Here is a 17252-nt window from a genome sequence, read left to right as displayed (position 1 = left end):
ATGCTGTATATTTACGCTTTTTTAATAATTTTAGGTATAACTATTTCTACTCCCAGGTTTAATTTTATTGGAATATTAGTATTGATTTTTTTATCATATTTAACTTTTGTTTCAACTGATGTTCCTGATTTCGCTAATTATCAGTATGTATACCAACATATTAATCCTAATCAACTTTTTGGTATGGGTAAAGGTTGGTATATGTTAAATGATTGGGGAAGAAACAAGGGATGGGACTATCCTCAATTTAAAACTTTTTTAGTATTTATATCTCTTCTGCTTATTTTTATAGCTGTGCGATATTTTCTTGGAAAGAATTATAATTTAATATGGGGGCTGTATCTATTTTATCCAGCGCTCTTAGATATTATTCAAGTTAGATTTTTTGTAACATTGGGAATTTTTATTTTTGCACTTATATTTTTGTTTCAACGAAAATGGTGGAGCATTATCATATATGTATTGTTAATAACTTTAGCAGTCCCAATCCATAGTTCGGCAGCTTTTTATTATCTTTTTGTCTTTGTCCCATTTATAGAAAAAAGGCAAAAGGTATTTTCTGTCGGTATTTTTATAGGTACAATTTTATTGGTATTTTTGAAGTCGCCTCTTCAAAAATTTATATCGATGTTTGCAAGTACTAGACAACAATTTTATTTTGAATCTACTACAAGTTTGGGTACATTACTATTATTAGATTTAATGGTTATTGTTTTTTATTTTATAACTTATTCTATAAATAATGAAATTGTTAATTCAAGTATTTTTTCAGAAAAAGAAAAAATGTTTAGTAAGTTTTGTGTAACTATTAATTTACTAATGTTGGTTCTGATACCAATGGGAATTGTGTCTCCGGAATTTTTACGTGTTCAAAGAGCCTCTTGGTTGCTATTCTACATGTTATTAACTGTAGTTTTAAAAAGAAAACAAGATGCCGTGGTAGGTAATGTTAGAATAAAGTCTCAATTATTGGGAATGATGATGGCTTTATTTGGCTTTGGTGTGTTGATTAATTATTTATCACCATTAGTGGTTCCCTCATTTTTTAATTAAATTTTAGGAAGAGGATTTTTGTGAAGAGTTTAAGCAAATGTAATATAGTATTTGTAGTTCTACACTATAACAATTTAAAGGAAACTGAAAAATGTGTTGCATCATTGAAAAAATACTTAAGTAATTCAAATGTACATGTAGTTATAGTAGATAATGGATCTACTGTGAATACTTTGGATAAATTAAAAAAGCAAAATAAAAATTCACAGATTCATTATATAATCTCTAAAAAAAATTTAGGATTTTCACGTGGAAATAATTTAGGTTTTAAATATGCTAAAACTAAATTAAATGCTAATATTATAGTTTTAACAAATAATGATACTTGGTTTGAACAAAAAGATTTTATAGATGTTTTGTTAACACATTATAAAAATGGATTTGATGTAGCAGGTCCTAAGATACTGACTAATAGTGGTAAAGAAAATCAAAATCCTATATTTACTACATACAATACTCCAGAGGAAGTAGAAAAGGTAATTTTAAAATTTAGATTTTTGTCTTTACTGTGGTATCTTAACCTTGATAATTTATTTATGAAGAAATTAGTTCCTATAATCAAAGGATCAAAGGTTAGAAAAATTAAAGAAAATATGGATGATTTCAAATTACATGGAGCTTGCTTAATTTTTTCCGATAATTATATTGATAAATTTAATGGATTATCTCCTCAAACTTTCATGTATGGAGAAGAAGATTTCTTAAAATATATAGTATACAGTAATGATATGAAATTTCAGTATTTTAATGATCTTATAGTTTTCCATAAAGGAAATGCTTCAACTGATAAGGAATATGGCTTAGGACGTAAAAAAAGAAAGTTTTATTATCATTGGAGTTTAGATAGTTTTACTAAGTTAAAATCAATGATGATAGAAAGGAAGATGTAATGTTATGAGTGAATTAAAAATAGCAGTAGCAGGTACAGGGTACGTAGGTTTGAGTTTAGCTACTTTATTATCACAACATAATGAAGTAACAGCCGTAGATATTGTGCCTGAAAAAGTTGAATTAATTAATAATCATAAATCTCCGATTGTTGATAAAGAAATTGAAGACTTTTTGGCAAATAAAGACTTAAATCTCACAGCTACCACTGATGGAGCTAGTGCTTATAAGGATGCAGATTTTGTAGTTATTGCGACTCCTACTAATTATGATAGTGAAAAGAATTTTTTTGATACTTCAGCTGTTGAAGCAGTGATTAAATTAGTTATGGAAAATAATCCTAATGCCATTATGATTATTAAGTCGACTATTCCGGTTGGTTACACTAAGCATATTCGTGAGAAGTTTAATACTAAGAATATTATCTTTAGTCCTGAATTTTTACGTGAAGGTCATGCTTTATATGATAACTTGCATCCATCTCGTATCGTTGTTGGTACTGATTTAGCCGATGAAAAATTAGTTGATGCGGCCCATACTTTTGCTCATTTGTTACAAGAAGGTGCTGAAGATAAAGATATTAAGACTTTAATTATGGGCTTTACTGAAGCTGAAGCGGTTAAGTTGTTTGCCAATACTTATTTAGCACTTCGTGTAAGTTACTTTAATGAACTTGATACTTATGCTGAATTGAAGGGACTTAATACCCAGGAAATAATTGATGGTGTTGGTCTTGACCCACGTATTGGTACTCATTACAATAATCCTTCATTTGGTTATGGTGGTTACTGCTTACCTAAGGATACAAAACAGCTTTTGGCTAATTATAAAGATGTTCCAGAAAACCTAATTGAAGCAATTGTTAAGTCTAATGACACTCGTAAAGACTTTATTGGTGATCAAGTACTTCGTAAAGCTGGTTACTATGATTATGATGATAATAATCAATACGATGCATCTAAGGAAAAGAAAGTTACTGTTGGAGTATATAGATTAACTATGAAATCTAATAGTGATAACTTCCGTCAAAGTTCAGTTCAAGGCGTTATGAAACGTGTTAAAGCTAAAGGTGCTGACATAATTATATATGAACCAACTTTGGAAGATGGCTCAACTTTCTTTGGGAGTAAAGTAGTTAATAATTTAGATGAATTCAAGAAGCAATCTGATGCAATTATTGCTAATCGCTACAGTGATGTTCTTGATGACATAAAAGGTAAAGTTTATACAAGAGACATTTTTAGAAAAGATTAATTAGTATGGTAAAAATGGGCTTTCAGTTTAGAAAACCCGTTTTTGTTTGAACGAAATAGTATAAGTTTTTAAATAGTTAAAACTATATTTAATTTATAAAAATACACTTATATTATATGCTTACTTTAAGTAATTGATAATAATTTTGTATTTACGTAAAGAGAGAATTTTTATGTATAATGTCAATGATCAAAATATTAAAAAAAATTATGTAGAGTTGATAGATGCGGTAAAGAAGGTGGCAAATGAAAATAGGATAAAAAATAGTAAATTAAATTCTAGTATAGAAGCAAAATTAAAAAGATTAAATTCTAAGACTAATGTGATTAATCATTTACAAAATATTTTTAATGGCAATAAAATTAAACAAAAAGAATTACAATATGTGAATGGTAATAACTCATCTATAGTTAAAAAAAATATAAACTATTTTTCTGGAGAGAGAGTAGTAATTTATACATGTATAACTGGAAACTATGATACGTTGATAGAACCAACATTTGTACCTGATAATTGTGATTTTTATGCAGTGACAGATTTTGAAATTCCTTCAACTTCTATATGGTCTAGAATTAATCCTAAAGATTTTAATTTAAATAATAACTGGACTTCGGCTGAAATTAATAGATATTTTAAAATGATGCCACATATATTGTTTCCAAATTATAAATATTCAGTATATATAGACGGAAATATAAAATTATCAACTGACGCCACGGAATTTATAAATAGGATCTCGCCTAAATATGGTATGGCTTTTTTTAAACATGCGGATAGAGCTTCAGTATATAAAGAAGTTACAGCTTGTGTTGTGTTTGGTAAGATTAATAAATCTGTTGCAGAAAAATGGATTAATTTTTTAAAAAGGGAAGGAATGCCAGCAAATTATGGCCTATTGCAATGTAGTGTAATTGCACGTGATCACTCTTCAAGTATTATGAAAGACATAATGAATGAGTGGTGGAAATTATTTTTAAGTACGAGTACTAAACGAGATCAATTAATAATACCATATATTTTATATAAACATGGTATTTCGGTAGACAGCTTATGTACATTAGGTGGTAATGTAATAACATATCCAGGATTAGAAACCGTGGGGCATAAGTAAAATGTTAAAAAAATATATAAAATTTTTATTTGTACCTGAATTTGGCTTAAATAAAGCAGTAGAGTTTATAACTTCAGATAATTCTAACTTTTTTATTAATAAATTTTCTAACTTTAAAATAAGAAAAAAAAATATATTAGTACATTCAACTTCTAAAATTGGTAAAAATTTGTATTTACCTCATCCTTATAATATTACTATTGGAGAAGGAGCTGTTATTGGAAATAACTGTTCTATCTATCATGAAGTAACTTTAGGACAAAATAAGGGAAAATATCCACATTTGAAAGATAATGTAATCGTATATCCGGGAGCTAAAATTGTTGGTGGCATTACAGTCGGTGACAATGCTATTGTGGGAGCAAATAGTGTGGTAAATAGGGATGTTCCTGATAATTCAATTGTAATGGGAGTACCTGCAAAGGTAGTAGGTATAAGAAATTTAGAGGATAAATATTACTAGAAAAGGCAAAATTAAAGATAATGAATAAAGAAAAATTACAATTAAATAATAAAACAATTTTGATCACTGGTGCTGCAGGATTTATTGGTTCTAGTCTTGCTAAAAAACTTCGTAAAGAGGTAAGTAATGCTCATATTATTGGTATTGATTGTTTAACCGATTATAATCCTATTTCATTAAAGGAGTACAGATTAAAAGAAATTGAAAGTATTAATTCTACCTCCGATTGGAAATTTATCAAGGGTGATATTGGAGATAAAGAGTTTGTAGACTTTGTTTTCAGAACATATAAGCCATCATTTGTGGTTAATTTGGCTGCTCAAGCTGGGGTACGTTATTCAATTGATCATCCAAATACTTACGTGCATTCAAATTTGATTGGCTTTTACAATATTTTAGAAGCATGTAGACACTCATATGAACAATATGAAGGTGGAGTAGAGCACCTAATATATGCATCTTCTTCGTCGGTATATGGGGGGAATAAAAAAGTTCCTTTTAGTACCGATGATAGAGTTGATAATCCTGTTTCATTATATGCGGCAACTAAGAAATCAAATGAGTTGATGGCTCATGCTTACTCTAAACTTTATAATATTCCGTCAACTGGATTAAGATTCTTTACAGTTTATGGTCCTGCTGGAAGAACAGATATGTTTTATTTTTCGGCTACTACTCGCTTAGTTGATAATAAAGATATTGAAATTTTCAATTATGGAAATTGCAAACGTGATTTTACATATATTGATGATATTGTAGAAGGAGTATATTTGGTAATGCAAGGTGCTCCTAAACGTAAAGTAGGAGAAGATGGTCTGCCAATCCCACCATATGCTATTTATAATATTGGTGGAGGTACTTCTGAAAACTTGCTTGATTATATTGATACTCTACAAAATGAATTAATTAGAGCTAAAGTTTTACCTAAAGATTATGATTTTGAAAGTCATAAAAAACTAGTGCCTATGCAAGCCGGAGATGTACCCGTAACTTATGCTGATTCTAAACCTTTAGAGAAAGATTATGGTTTTAAACCTTCAATTGGAATTAAAGAAGGATTAAGAAATTTTGCCGAATGGTATAAAGAATACTATAAATAATAAAATCTTTGTTTTTTGAAATATAAAGAAGCTTTTATTAATTTAAACCTTTTTATTTTAGGATGTTGTAGATGAAAAAAAAATCTCTAGGTATTAACGCATTATTAAACGGTCTTAGAAGTGCTCTAAATTTAATATTTCCGTTAATTACATTTCCTTACGTTTCACGTGTACTTTCGGTTGACGGTATGGGAATTTATAACTTTGCTAATACTTATGTAAATTATTTTGTTTTAATTGCTGGACTGGGTATTGCTACTTATGCGGTACGTGAAGGTGCTAAATATCGTGATAATAAAGAAAAGATAGGTACTTTCGCTAGTGAAGTATTCACTATAAATATAGTTTCAACAATAGTAGCATATGTTTTATTGTTGGCAAGTTTGTTAGTCTTTAAAAATTTGCATAATTATGTGTCTACAATTTTAGTATTTTCATTACAAATATTATTTACTACAGTTGGTACTGAGTGGATATATACTATATATGAAGATTATAGTTATATAACTGTTCGTAGTATTATATTCAAAATATTATCAATAATTTTACTTTTTATCTTTGTACGTACCCCTAATGATTATGTATGGTACGCAGGGATTACAGTTTTTGCTGGAGTAGGCTCTAATATTCTTAATTGGATACATGCTAAGTCATTTATTAATATTAGGCTAGTTAAAAAAAATAATTGGCAATACCATTTAAAACCTATCTTAGTCATTTTCGCTTCTACTGTAGCAACTACTATTTATGTATCGTCCGATACTACTATTTTAGGTTTATTAAAAAATGATTATGCTGTAGGAATTTACAGTGTTGCTGTAAAAATTTATGGTATTGCTGCGGGCTTAATAGGTGGTTTGTTAGTAGTTACTGTTCCGAGATTAGCAATGCTTTTCGGAAAAAAGAAATTTAAGGAATATAATAATGTTTTGTCGCAGGTTATTAATATGATTTCTGTTTTAGTTACACCAGCAGCAATTGGACTAATAATGTTGAGTAAAGAAGTTGTTCTCGTTATAGCTGGGAAGAAGTATTTAGATTCTATACTGTCGCTTCAAATTATTACTGTAGCATTTATATTTTCAAATTTTAGTACTATTTTTAATCAGTGTGTGTTAATACCTGCTAAGAGAGAAAACGCTTCGTTACGAAATACTGTTATTACTGGTGTAGTAAACGTCGTGTTGAATTTTTTGTTAATTCCGTTGATGTCTTACGATGGTACCGCATTGAGTACAGTCATTGCAGAATTAATGATAATGTCTTTAAATATTTATTCATCTTGGGATATTGTGAAGCCTATTCTGACTTCTAAAGAAATATTACGAAATCTAATTGATTCTTTAATTGGTTGTTTTGGGATAATAGTTGTTTGTTTACTGCTAAAAGCTGGAATTTCTTCAATGATTTTAAGAACTATCTTGTCTGTGATTCTTTCTGTAGGAATATATGGTGCAATTTTGATATTTCTTAATAATAGTGTTGCAACTGAATTTCTTGGTAAGTTGAAGAGCAGATTAAGAAAATAACTAGTCTAATCAATATAGAGCGTTAAATCCTTTCTTAATTTTTCTAAACTTTTACGCTCATAGTAAAAAAGCCGCGATATAGATTCTGTATCATTTCTTAATTTAATGATATGGGATCTAACTCGAGGCTTTTTCTTTTATGAATTAAGACATCATAAATTAGTAGAAATTTTTAATTTCTTGTATAATAATATTTGGACGTGAAAGCTACTCTTTCCTAATTTATTTTACGTCTGTGCTTTGAGTATTGAAGTTAGTTTTAATTCGTTTTTTCAATACTGATATTTTTATTATCAAGTAAGCCACGCCGTAGGGTGTGGCTTATTTTTACTATATTAAATAAGAGTATAATTATATGGTAATAGTAAGTTAAGTTGGAGCAGTAGCTAATATGTTAAATAATAAAAGAAAAGTAATTTTGATTTTAATACTCACAGTAGTAATTTTTTTGCTGCCCTTGCGTATTCCTTACTCCTCGTTTGCCGATTATTTAAATAATTTATTAAGTGGTAGTGTAGCGATTATTCCAGCTACTTTGATTGTAATTTGGCAAGTAAGAGCTGAGAATAAATCTAAGGATGAGGAAATAGAGAAAAAGCACAATGACGAAATTAAAAATGGTATATATGAATTAACAGCTTGTATAGATTTATTTCCAAGCCTTTTTAATTTGCGATATAGAATTTCAGTTATCACATTGAGCCTACTTAAAGTATCGAGAGTGGACTGAAATGCTTAATAATTTCAAACAGCATGGATTTTAAATAAGTTGAACTTTTCTTATCTGATGGGATGTTAGCATGAAAGGTGGAAAGATGCTTTAGTTAAAACGTATCCTCAAGCTCACTTTCAACGTTGCTGGGTTCATGTTATGCGTAATATAGGTGCGAAAATCATAAAAGATAAGCCCTATTAATGAATTTTATAAGAATTGAGAGGCTGTTTATTATAATATGGTTAAAATAATCAAAGCTGATCTGTTAACTTTTTACGACTAGCCCCAAGCCATTAGAGCATCAATTTATACGATAAATTTAATGGAGTCTTTTAATACTGGTATTAAGCGTAAAGTAAACGCTAAAGCGGAATTTCCAATGGAAGAGTCCTTAGATGCTTTTATTAAAACATTGGTAACAGAATATAATGTTCGTCATTTCACCCAAGCATATAAAGTCTTTAAGCAGGTTGAAGATACCCTAGAATCATACTTTGACTAAAAAAAGATTAAAAATCAATCAACAGAAGAATTTCTATTTACACAAACTATTTGACAGAGTTACAAATTTTATGTACTGTCTAATGTTTATTTATAAATAGTAACTGATAATTTTAAGGTAATTTAATTAAGTTCTTTATAAAAAGATTTAGAAAAGCCTGTGCAATCAAATAGACAAGGGCTAGAGTATATTCCTACTCAGTTTATAAGTAGTCTAATTCAGACTCAATTTGATGGAATAAAATATAGAAGTACTATGGCAACAGATAGTACGGATTTTAATCTGGTGTTGTTTAACGAAAAGTTTATTGAATTTAGTCTTGGAGATTTTGAATATCAAACGGTTACAAGTGTTGATTATAGAACAAGAAACAAAAATTAATATAAACAGCTTAAGTATTTTCTAGTCTTCAGCTGTCATGCACTTGATTTATCACATTGTTCCCATAATATCTAGATTCAATCTTTAGTATCAAAATTTTGACAATTGAATTTAATTTCTTTAAATGAGTTGACCACGAGACGTTGAGTTATATCGTGGGAAAATTGCTTCATGAAAATGATTAATCTGTCTGAATTTGGCGAAGTCTATATCGTCTGCAGTAAGACAGATATGTGAGACAGGGGATTGATTCACTTTTTCTTTTTTGCGGAGCTCAGCGGTACTTCATAAGCGGTAAAAGTCAGTACTAATTGAAGGCTAACGTGTGATGACGAAATTTATATAACTATTGATAATATTAATTATTACATTTATATGATATGAGGAGAAATTAATTATGAATGAACAATTAGTTCAATCCCTGTTAGAAACTAATTCTGGATTAGTTGAACAAAATAAATTATTAATCAACGAAATAGGTAACTATGCCGAAGAATGCACTTGACTTAATGAGCAGATCCTCTACCTGACTAAGCAGCTTTATGGTCAAAATTCTGATAAGAAGTTTTAATTAATTTGTCATTAGCCGTAAGATAACAATCTATTGTGACTAAGCCTACAATTAATAATTCATATTCATAAAGAACATGTTCACGAAAAAATGAACATGTTCTTTTGATACCTAAAAGTATTTATAAATTAATTGAATTCGGCTAATATAAAAAGCGTCAAGAGAAAAGCGCTTACTAGGACATAAAAGTACTCATTAATAATTCAAAATAAATGAGTGTTAGACCAAAAAACAGCTGAGGGTAATGTTTATCAAACGAAGCTGGAGTGCATGTATTGGTGCTAATTGTTAAGGTAGAATTTTTAGCGATTGTAGAATTGCTGTTGCCTACGAAGGAAATAACATCGTGATTATTTTCTTTAGCACCCCTGCATAATTTACTTAATCGTTTGGTTTCACCGGAGTTGCTGATAATGATAATTAAAGTATCTTGATGCTTACGTAGAATTTCTAAATGTGAATTAAAAGTATAATGAATTAAATTACTTGGGTACTAATGGTATGTTTGTTGCCATTATTATTGGTTTACTTTCAGTTGAAGTAACTCGTTTTATTGAAATAAGACATTGGTAATTAAAATTACCAGATTCTATTCCTCCAATGGTCGCAACATTTATTAATTCCCTCATACCGTTGTTGGCTAATATTATTGTATTCTATGGTGCTAATTTAATTGTTGTTGCTTTGACACACAGTGATTTTCTAACTTTTTTTAAAGATTTTAACTCCAGTTACTGCTCTAGCAAATAATTTATGGAGATTTATCTTAAGTGTTACTTTAGGTAACTTGCTCTGGTTAATTGGTATTAGTGGTAGTAATCTAATTTTTCCAATAGTATTCGCTGTAGGTATTGCTGAAAGTGGCGCTAATGCGGCTTTGGTTGCTAAGTGCTTACTACCAACTCATTTGATGAATTTACAAATGTTTACAATCGTTGTTTTAGGTTGTTCGGTTAATACTATCGCATTGATCTCTCTTATTAATGATGCGCAGCAAAGTTGAAAAATTCCGTACTCTAGGCAGGTTAGCTATCATTCCAGGTATTTGTAGTATTAATGAACCGATAATTTTCGGTGTACCAATCTGTTTTAACCCAATCTTAGGTATTCCATTTTCGATTTCTCCGATTGTAAATTTGATTTTAACTTATTTAGCCGAATAATTTTATTTGATTGGAATGGGATATATTGCTGATCCATCGTTTACGCCATATTTTGCTCAAGTATATATGTGTTCGATAGATTGGCGTAATATAATCTTTTGGACTTTGTTGATTATTTTGGTGTATTTATTTACTTGCCATTCTTCAGAGTTGCAGAAAAGAATGAATTAGAAAAAGCTGCTGAATTGGAAGCAGCTAAGTAGGATAATTATTTAAATTGATATCAAGCTGTTAAGTTTGGTATTTTTATTTAATTTCAGGATTTTTTCTTAGTGTATGGTAAAGTGAAAGGAATAGATAAATTAAACTAAAAACTATAATCGTATATTTAATAATTCATTGAAAGGCTATAAGATGAAAATAAAAGTTGTGACATCTGCTGATGTAGAAATTAAAAATTACTCAAATAAAAAAGATACTGATCAATTCCCTCAGTTTTATTCAGACATTGAACTGATGGTAAAAGCTGTGGCTGATTGTGAAAATCAATATGGAGATAAATGCTGGGAATTTTTTACAAAAAGTGATGTTAAAGGTGAAAATGTAAATGGAGTACTAATTACTAAAATTAAATGGCTACGTCAAATAGTTTTGGTATGTGCTGATAATGAAGAAGAATTATCTAAATTTAAAAAGGCTTTTAATCAAGTGGTTGATAAAGAATGGGAGCATGAATATCTGGATGAGAAGATTAAGAATCTCGACATAAAAATTCCTGATAACCATAAGAATTTGAAGAAGTCTACTTTAAGAGATGTTTCTACTTTTGATTTTGGAAATGGTTGGACTCAAATGATAAAGAATCAAGATACAGATAATAATATTTATATTACAGGGAATGAAGGTCCAAGATACTTTGCAATTACAGCTAATAATGTTTTCTGGATGGATCCGGGACTTGATAGTGATCAAAGTGCTGCATTAGTTAAGACATGGGAAAAATATAAAAATTAATTTTTTATGTACATATTGGATGAGAAGATTATTTAGAAGCAAGAGAAGTATCTCTAAACTTGAGCTTTGGATTAAATTCCAAAGCTTTTTTGATATTTCTTTAAATAATCAACCACATTACATGCATATTAATTAAAGATTTAATTAATATGCATGACGATGATATAATAAATTGGAGGAGATGTATAGTATATATGAAAAATATTCAAGTGCGCGTAACCAATAAAATGAAAGAGAAAGCAGACAAACTATTTAATGACTTAGGAACAACTACTAATGAAGCAATTAAGATGTTCCTTCAAGCATCTTTAAATAATAATGGATTTCCTTTTGAAGTTAAAAAGCCAGAACCTGATGATTTACTTCAATCGGTTAAAGAGCATATGTTACCTATTACTGATGAACAATTAAACAATACCTTTATTCATATAGAAAGTAGTAAATCACAATGGGATGATTTTGAGTCCGGAATGTATTTAGAAAATGTTTTGCTTAAAGGTAATCCTTATGAAGATGAAGAAATCTATGAGACCTTGGCCGAGGTAATGTTATGTACAATTAATGGTAAAGAAATAGTTGATGTAGGTGATGCTGCTGATAGTTATTCAGGAGATGTATATTCAGTAGTTAATGGAATGATTAATAGATTAAATATACCATCTAAGAGAAGAATAGCAGTGATGGATGAATATTTTATTTATACTGAAGATGCAACAAGTGAGACGAGAATCAATTTGTTTAAAAAATATATAATCCCATATCTAAAAGATTTAGGAATTCAGTATTTAGGCTTTGTTAATGCGGGAATGTGGCATGCAGAGAGTAGAGATTCGCAGTTAGCGTTGGAAAAAGCAATGGAAAGTTTAAATATAATAAAGGCTCCGGTTTTACCGAAAGAAAAGTGGGATGGTCAACTTAACGTGATAAAATTATAGATTAAGCAAATATCTGTATCTTTATTTGTTTAATGGTCTTTAAAAAGTAATTCTGATAAAATTATTTATAAAAATATAATTTGCCCCTATGTAAAGGTGATATTTCATGTTATATCATGGAACTACTAAAAGTAACGCTGATAGTATAAAAAAAGAAGGCTTTAATATTGAGATACCTAGTATTGTTGAAGTTGAACGCAATCGAAAGTATCAAAATAAGACAATAGGTTCTTTAGGATATGGACTATATACTTTTGAGAATAACTATCAGTTAGCATATGATTTTGCTAAAAAATATGATTCTGTTAATCCTACTGTATTTGAAATTAATGTTGAATTTCCAGATAATTCCTTATTGGATTTAACACAAGATAAAATGAATAATTTGTTTAATAAATTTTGTAGTATTCAAAATAATACTAAGCATGGTGAAATGATTTATAATCAAATTAGAAAGACCAAAAAGGTAAATACTTATGCTGGAATTATGATTGAATTATTTATCTTATTTTTACAAAGAAAGTATAAATTTAAAATCTTGGGAGTAAAGAGATGGGAAGAGACATTTCTTCCAGGAATAAGGTATTCTATAGGTCCGAATGCGATAGAGGTAACTATTAGAGATACTAAACTGGTTTCAAAAAGCAACTTTAAAATTGTAAGAAAGGAGAATTCAGATGAATCTTAATGATATTAATTTTACTGAAAAAGATGTTCAAGATTTTATGGAAGAGTTAGACATAGATGCAATTTTAGAAAATATTAATAACATGCCTGCTGATAATGAATCTGAATTTTCTTATTCTCATAATACTAATTTTTATTTTGCAAAAAATATAGTTAATGACGAATATAAAACATACGATTTAAACGTAAAAGAAAATAATTTTATTTTAAGTGAGTCTGATGGAGAGTTAATAGCATGACAGTTATAAATTTTGTGGGATATTCTGTAAAAGAAATGGTTTTTGAACAAAAAGAATTGTTAAATCAAGATAATATCGAAAAACAAAGAATAAAGCAGAGTTTTCGTACTAAGACTGATATTCAAGGAAATAAAGCTAACGTTCAATTAGAATATCATGTAGCGCCAGAAGCACCCATCAAGTTAGATGTAATAATTGTTGGGCAGTTCATATTTAACTCTGAAGAAGATAAAACAAATACTGGATTTGAAAAATATTTAAAGACTAATGCAGTAGCAATATTATTTCCATATTTACGACAAGTAGTAACCACATTAACCGCAACTAGTAATATTATGCAACCTATTATTTTACCAACAGTTAATATATCTCAGCTTTTATATGGAAAAAATAACTAGTTTTAGATGCGGTAGAAATAGGTTCTAAATTAAAGCTTTGGATTAAATTCCAAGGCTTTTTTATTTACGTTATACTAATTATGAAAGGAGCCTCTAATAATGCCAAAATACTACACAAGTAGCGAATTCGCCGAAAAAGCTCACGTATCAATTAGGACGATTCGCTATTATGATCAAAAGAACTTACTGAAGCCGACTGCATATAGCGTAGGTGGGGCACGGCGTTATACTGACCATGATTTTGCGAAGTTGCAGCAGATTCTCTTATTGAAATATCTTGGTTTTTCTTTAAGTGAAATCAAAGAATTAACTATTGGTTCGGGGGATACTCAATATTTGCTTGATACGCTTCAAATCCAAAAGCGCCTTGCAGAAGAGCGATTGAAAGAGATGGAGAATGTAGTTACAGCAATTGATTCTACTAGTCAAGCTTTAGAAAAAAATCAAGAAGTAGACTGGAGCAAGATGTTAAATCTGATTCATCTGACAGCGATGAATCAATCTTTGAGTACCCAATATAAGAGTGCGACGAATATTTCTGCCCGGATTCGTCTTCATCGTGATTATTCGGTGAATAAGCAAGGTTGGTTCCCATGGCTATTTAGTAAGATTAATTTTAAGCCGGGGATGAAGATTCTTGAATTAGGTGCTGGAAATGGTGCCCTATGGTCGCAGAGTATCGACAAGGTTCCAAATAATGTGACCGTGGTGGTATCTGATATTTCCGAGGGAATACTTGCCGATGCCAAGAAGGAGATTGGTGATCATTCGCAGTTCCAGTATGCGGTTTTTGATGCGCAAAAGATTCCGTTTGCGGATAATACTTTTGATCTAGTGATTGCTAATCATATGCTCTTTTATTGTGACGACATTCCTGAGACTCTACGTGAAATACAGCGTGTGTTGAAGAAAGATGGATTTTTTACTTGCAGTACTTATTCGGCTCGGCATATGCATGAGATTACAGATTTAGTACAAAATTATAATTCTAAGATTGTCCTCTCTTCAACAAATTTATATGAGCGTTTTGGCTTAGAGAATGGGGGAGAGATTTTAAAACCGTATTTCACTAATGTTTCTTGCCATAAGTATCATGATGGGATTGAAATCTCTGAGTCAATGCCAATTATTTCCTATATTTTGTCTTGCCATGGTAATCAGAATTCGATTTTGTTGGATCATTATCAGGATTTTAAACAATATGTGGATCGAAAAGTTGAACCTGGCTTTTACATTACCAAAGATGCGGGCTATTTTATGGGACAAAAAGCTTAAATTTATTATTTTCTCTTGAAGGTGACGTAACGTAATGTTATATACTTCATATGAATACAAGTTTTTTAGTCGGAGGATTCATATGAAAGTTATTGTTACTGGTGGTGCCGGATTTATTGGCTCAAACTTCATTTTCTATATGATGAAGAAGCATCAAGATTATGAAATTATTTGTTTAGATAAATTAACTTATGCGGGTAACTTATCAACTTTGAAGGACGTAATGGACAAGCCTAACTTCAAATTTGTTAAGCTTGATATTTGTGACCGCGAAGGTGTTTACAAGTTATTTGAAGAAGAAAAGCCTGACGTTGTAGTTAACTTTGCTGCTGAAAGTCACGTTGACCGCTCTATTGAAAATCCTGAAATTTTCTTAGAAACTAACATCATTGGTACTTCTGTTTTGATGGATGCTTGCCGTAAGTACGGTATTAAGCGTTTCCACCAAGTATCTACTGATGAAGTTTATGGTGATTTACCACTTGATCGCCCAGATTTATTCTTCCACGAAGACACCCCACTTCATACTTCTAGCCCATACTCATCAAGTAAGGCTAGTGCTGACTTGTTAGTTGGTGCTTATGGTAGAACTTATGGTTTACCTGTAACTATTTCACGTTGCTCTAACAACTATGGTCCTTACCAATTCCCAGAAAAGCTCATTCCTTTGATGATTCAACGAGCTTTGAAGGATGAAAAGTTACCAGTTTATGGTGATGGTAAAAACGTACGTGACTGGCTTTATGTTGAAGACCACTGCAAGGCTATTGATTTAATTCTTGAAAAGGGTAAACCAGGTGAAGTTTACAACATTGGTGGTCACAATGAAATGCACAATATTGACATCGTTAAGTTGATTTGTGACTACTTGGATAAGCCTTACTCATTAATTGAACACGTTACTGACCGCCAAGGTCATGACCGTCGTTACGCTATTGATCCTGAAAAGATCCACAACGAATTAGGTTGGCTTCCAGAAACTATGTTCAAAGATGGTATCAAGAAGACTATTCAATGGTACTTGGACAACAAGGAATGGTGGGAAAACATCATTTCTGGTGATTACCAAAACTACTATGAAGAAATGTACGGTAACAAGAAAGTGTTAAACAAGGGCTAACATAATGAAGGGAATTATTTTAGCGGGCGGTTCAGGTACACGCCTATATCCATTAACTTTGGTAACTAGCAAGCAATTATTGCCTGTTTATGATAAGCCAATGATTTATTATCCATTGTCTACTTTGATGTTAGCTGGTATTAAGGACATCTTGGTGATTTCTACTCCAGCTGATACACCACGTTTTAAGGAATTATTAGGTGATGGTTCACAATTTGGTATCAAGTTGAGCTACATGGTTCAACCTAGTCCAGATGGCTTGGCTCAAGCATTTACTTTAGGTGAAGAATTCATCAATGGTGAACCTTGTGCTATGATTTTGGGCGATAACATTTTCTATGGTAATGGTTTCACTAAGTTACTTGCTCAAGCTAGCCAAGATGCTCAAGATGGTAAGGCTACTGTTTTTGGTTACTATGTCAATGATCCAGAACGTTTTGGGGTAGTTGATTTTGATAAAGATGGCAAAGCTATTTCTATTGAAGAAAAACCTGCAAATCCTAAGAGTAATTATGCCGTTACTGGACTTTACTTCTATCCAGCAGGTGTAAGTGCTAAAGCTGCTCAAGTTAAGCCAAGTGCACGTGGTGAAGTTGAAATTACTAGCTTAAACGATATGTATTTACAAGAAGATAACCTTAGAGTGCAATTATTAGGTCGAGGCTATGCTTGGCTTGATACTGGTACAATGGAAAGCTTGGTTGATGCTGGTAATTTCGTTAAAATGATTGAAGAACGTGAAAGTGTTTCAATTTCTGCTCCAGAAGAAATTGCTTATGTTCATGGATGGATTAGTAAGGATAAGTTACTTGAGGCTGCTGCTAGTTATGGTAAAAGTCCTTATGGTCAACATTTGAAATCTGTTGGTGAAGGTAAGTTGCGTTATTAATTTTTAATAAGAAAGAAGATTAAAA

At 30.5% G+C, this 17252-nt stretch carries 19 protein-coding genes and 2 pseudogenes; 20 read left to right on the top strand and 1 reads right to left on the bottom strand.

The annotated features are described in order from the left end of the window. The 11 genes and pseudogenes from HDR40_RS09345 (at window position 1) to HDR40_RS09960 (ending at window position 8996) form a co-directional block, all read left to right on the top strand. Complete coding sequence (locus HDR40_RS09345) at window positions 1-1053, top strand: EpsG family protein (protein WP_290628482.1); 1053 nt, start codon at window positions 1-3, stop codon at window positions 1051-1053. Window positions 1054-1073: 20 nt separating this feature from the next. Next, window positions 1074-1943 carry a glycosyltransferase family 2 protein gene (locus HDR40_RS09340; RefSeq protein WP_290628480.1) on the top strand — a complete coding sequence of 290 codons (870 nt, stop codon included), beginning with the start codon at window positions 1074-1076 and terminating at the stop codon, window positions 1941-1943. A gap of 4 nt (window positions 1944-1947) precedes the next feature. Then, window positions 1948-3195 carry a nucleotide sugar dehydrogenase gene (locus HDR40_RS09335; RefSeq protein WP_290628479.1) on the top strand — a complete coding sequence of 416 codons (1248 nt, stop codon included), beginning with the start codon at window positions 1948-1950 and terminating at the stop codon, window positions 3193-3195. Window positions 3196-3367: 172 nt separating this feature from the next. Beyond that, complete coding sequence (locus HDR40_RS09330; protein WP_290628477.1) at window positions 3368-4306, top strand: glycosyltransferase domain-containing protein; 939 nt, start codon at window positions 3368-3370, stop codon at window positions 4304-4306. Window position 4307: 1 nt separating this feature from the next. Continuing rightward, window positions 4308-4769, top strand: coding sequence for a hypothetical protein (locus tag HDR40_RS09325; protein WP_290628475.1), 462 nt, complete (start codon window positions 4308-4310; stop codon window positions 4767-4769). A gap of 20 nt (window positions 4770-4789) precedes the next feature. Then, window positions 4790-5869 (top strand): NAD-dependent epimerase/dehydratase family protein, encoded by a 1080-nt coding sequence (locus tag HDR40_RS09320; RefSeq protein WP_290628473.1) that lies wholly within the window; start codon window positions 4790-4792, stop codon window positions 5867-5869. A 71-nt stretch (window positions 5870-5940) separates the two neighbouring features. Next, window positions 5941-7398, top strand: coding sequence for a flippase (locus HDR40_RS09315; protein ID WP_290628471.1), 1458 nt, complete (start codon window positions 5941-5943; stop codon window positions 7396-7398). 391 nt (window positions 7399-7789) lie between these two features. Next, the gene (locus tag HDR40_RS09310; RefSeq protein ID WP_290628469.1) at window positions 7790-8128 is read left to right on the top strand and encodes a hypothetical protein; all 339 of its coding nucleotides are present in this window, start codon (window positions 7790-7792) and stop codon (window positions 8126-8128) included. Window positions 8129-8221: 93 nt separating this feature from the next. Further along, window positions 8222-8314 (top strand): annotated as a pseudogene (locus HDR40_RS09965) (hypothetical protein); the annotation flags it as partial. A 91-nt stretch (window positions 8315-8405) separates the two neighbouring features. Further along, window positions 8406-8615 carry a transposase gene (locus tag HDR40_RS09305; RefSeq protein WP_290628513.1) on the top strand — a complete coding sequence of 70 codons (210 nt, stop codon included), beginning with the start codon at window positions 8406-8408 and terminating at the stop codon, window positions 8613-8615. Window positions 8616-8774: 159 nt separating this feature from the next. Next, complete coding sequence (locus tag HDR40_RS09960; RefSeq protein WP_365936802.1) at window positions 8775-8996, top strand: hypothetical protein; 222 nt, start codon at window positions 8775-8777, stop codon at window positions 8994-8996. Window positions 8997-9742: 746 nt separating this feature from the next. Here the strand turns inward: HDR40_RS09960 and HDR40_RS09300 are convergent. Then, complete coding sequence (locus tag HDR40_RS09300; protein WP_290628512.1) at window positions 9743-9988, bottom strand: SIS domain-containing protein; 246 nt, start codon at window positions 9986-9988, stop codon at window positions 9743-9745. 29 nt (window positions 9989-10017) lie between these two features. Between HDR40_RS09300 and HDR40_RS09295 the strand changes: the two are divergent. The 9 genes and pseudogenes from HDR40_RS09295 to rfbA all read left to right on the top strand — a co-directional run. After that, window positions 10018-10933: pseudogene (locus HDR40_RS09295) on the top strand (PTS transporter subunit EIIC); the annotation flags it as partial. Between the two features lie 151 nt (window positions 10934-11084). Beyond that, window positions 11085-11684, top strand: coding sequence for a hypothetical protein (locus HDR40_RS09290; protein ID WP_290628467.1), 600 nt, complete (start codon window positions 11085-11087; stop codon window positions 11682-11684). 194 nt (window positions 11685-11878) lie between these two features. After that, complete coding sequence (locus HDR40_RS09285) at window positions 11879-12619, top strand: type II toxin-antitoxin system RelB/DinJ family antitoxin (protein WP_290628465.1); 741 nt, start codon at window positions 11879-11881, stop codon at window positions 12617-12619. A 106-nt stretch (window positions 12620-12725) separates the two neighbouring features. Next, entirely contained in the window at window positions 12726-13307 is a 582-nt protein-coding gene (locus HDR40_RS09280) for a hypothetical protein (RefSeq protein ID WP_290628463.1), read from the top strand. Next, window positions 13297-13545: a hypothetical protein gene (locus HDR40_RS09275; protein WP_290628461.1), complete on the top strand. Its 249-nt coding sequence runs from the start codon at window positions 13297-13299 to the stop codon at window positions 13543-13545. Before HDR40_RS09280 ends, HDR40_RS09275 begins: the two co-directional genes overlap by 11 nt. Beyond that, window positions 13542-13943, top strand: coding sequence for a protein-export chaperone SecB (locus HDR40_RS09270; protein WP_290628459.1), 402 nt, complete (start codon window positions 13542-13544; stop codon window positions 13941-13943). Before HDR40_RS09275 ends, HDR40_RS09270 begins: the two co-directional genes overlap by 4 nt. 99 nt (window positions 13944-14042) lie before the next feature. Continuing rightward, window positions 14043-15218 (top strand): methyltransferase domain-containing protein, encoded by a 1176-nt coding sequence (locus HDR40_RS09265; protein ID WP_290628457.1) that lies wholly within the window; start codon window positions 14043-14045, stop codon window positions 15216-15218. Window positions 15219-15300: 82 nt separating this feature from the next. Then, window positions 15301-16338, top strand: coding sequence for a dTDP-glucose 4,6-dehydratase (gene rfbB, locus HDR40_RS09260; protein ID WP_290628455.1), 1038 nt, complete (start codon window positions 15301-15303; stop codon window positions 16336-16338). Between the two features lie 4 nt (window positions 16339-16342). Continuing rightward, window positions 16343-17227, top strand: coding sequence for a glucose-1-phosphate thymidylyltransferase RfbA (gene rfbA, locus HDR40_RS09255; protein ID WP_290628453.1), 885 nt, complete (start codon window positions 16343-16345; stop codon window positions 17225-17227). The last annotated feature ends 25 nt before the right edge of the window (window positions 17228-17252 follow it).

This window comes from Lactobacillus sp. (assembly GCF_014803895.1).
The sequence above is the reverse complement of the archived record's forward strand: the minus strand, read 5'-3'. Positions and strand labels throughout refer to the sequence as shown.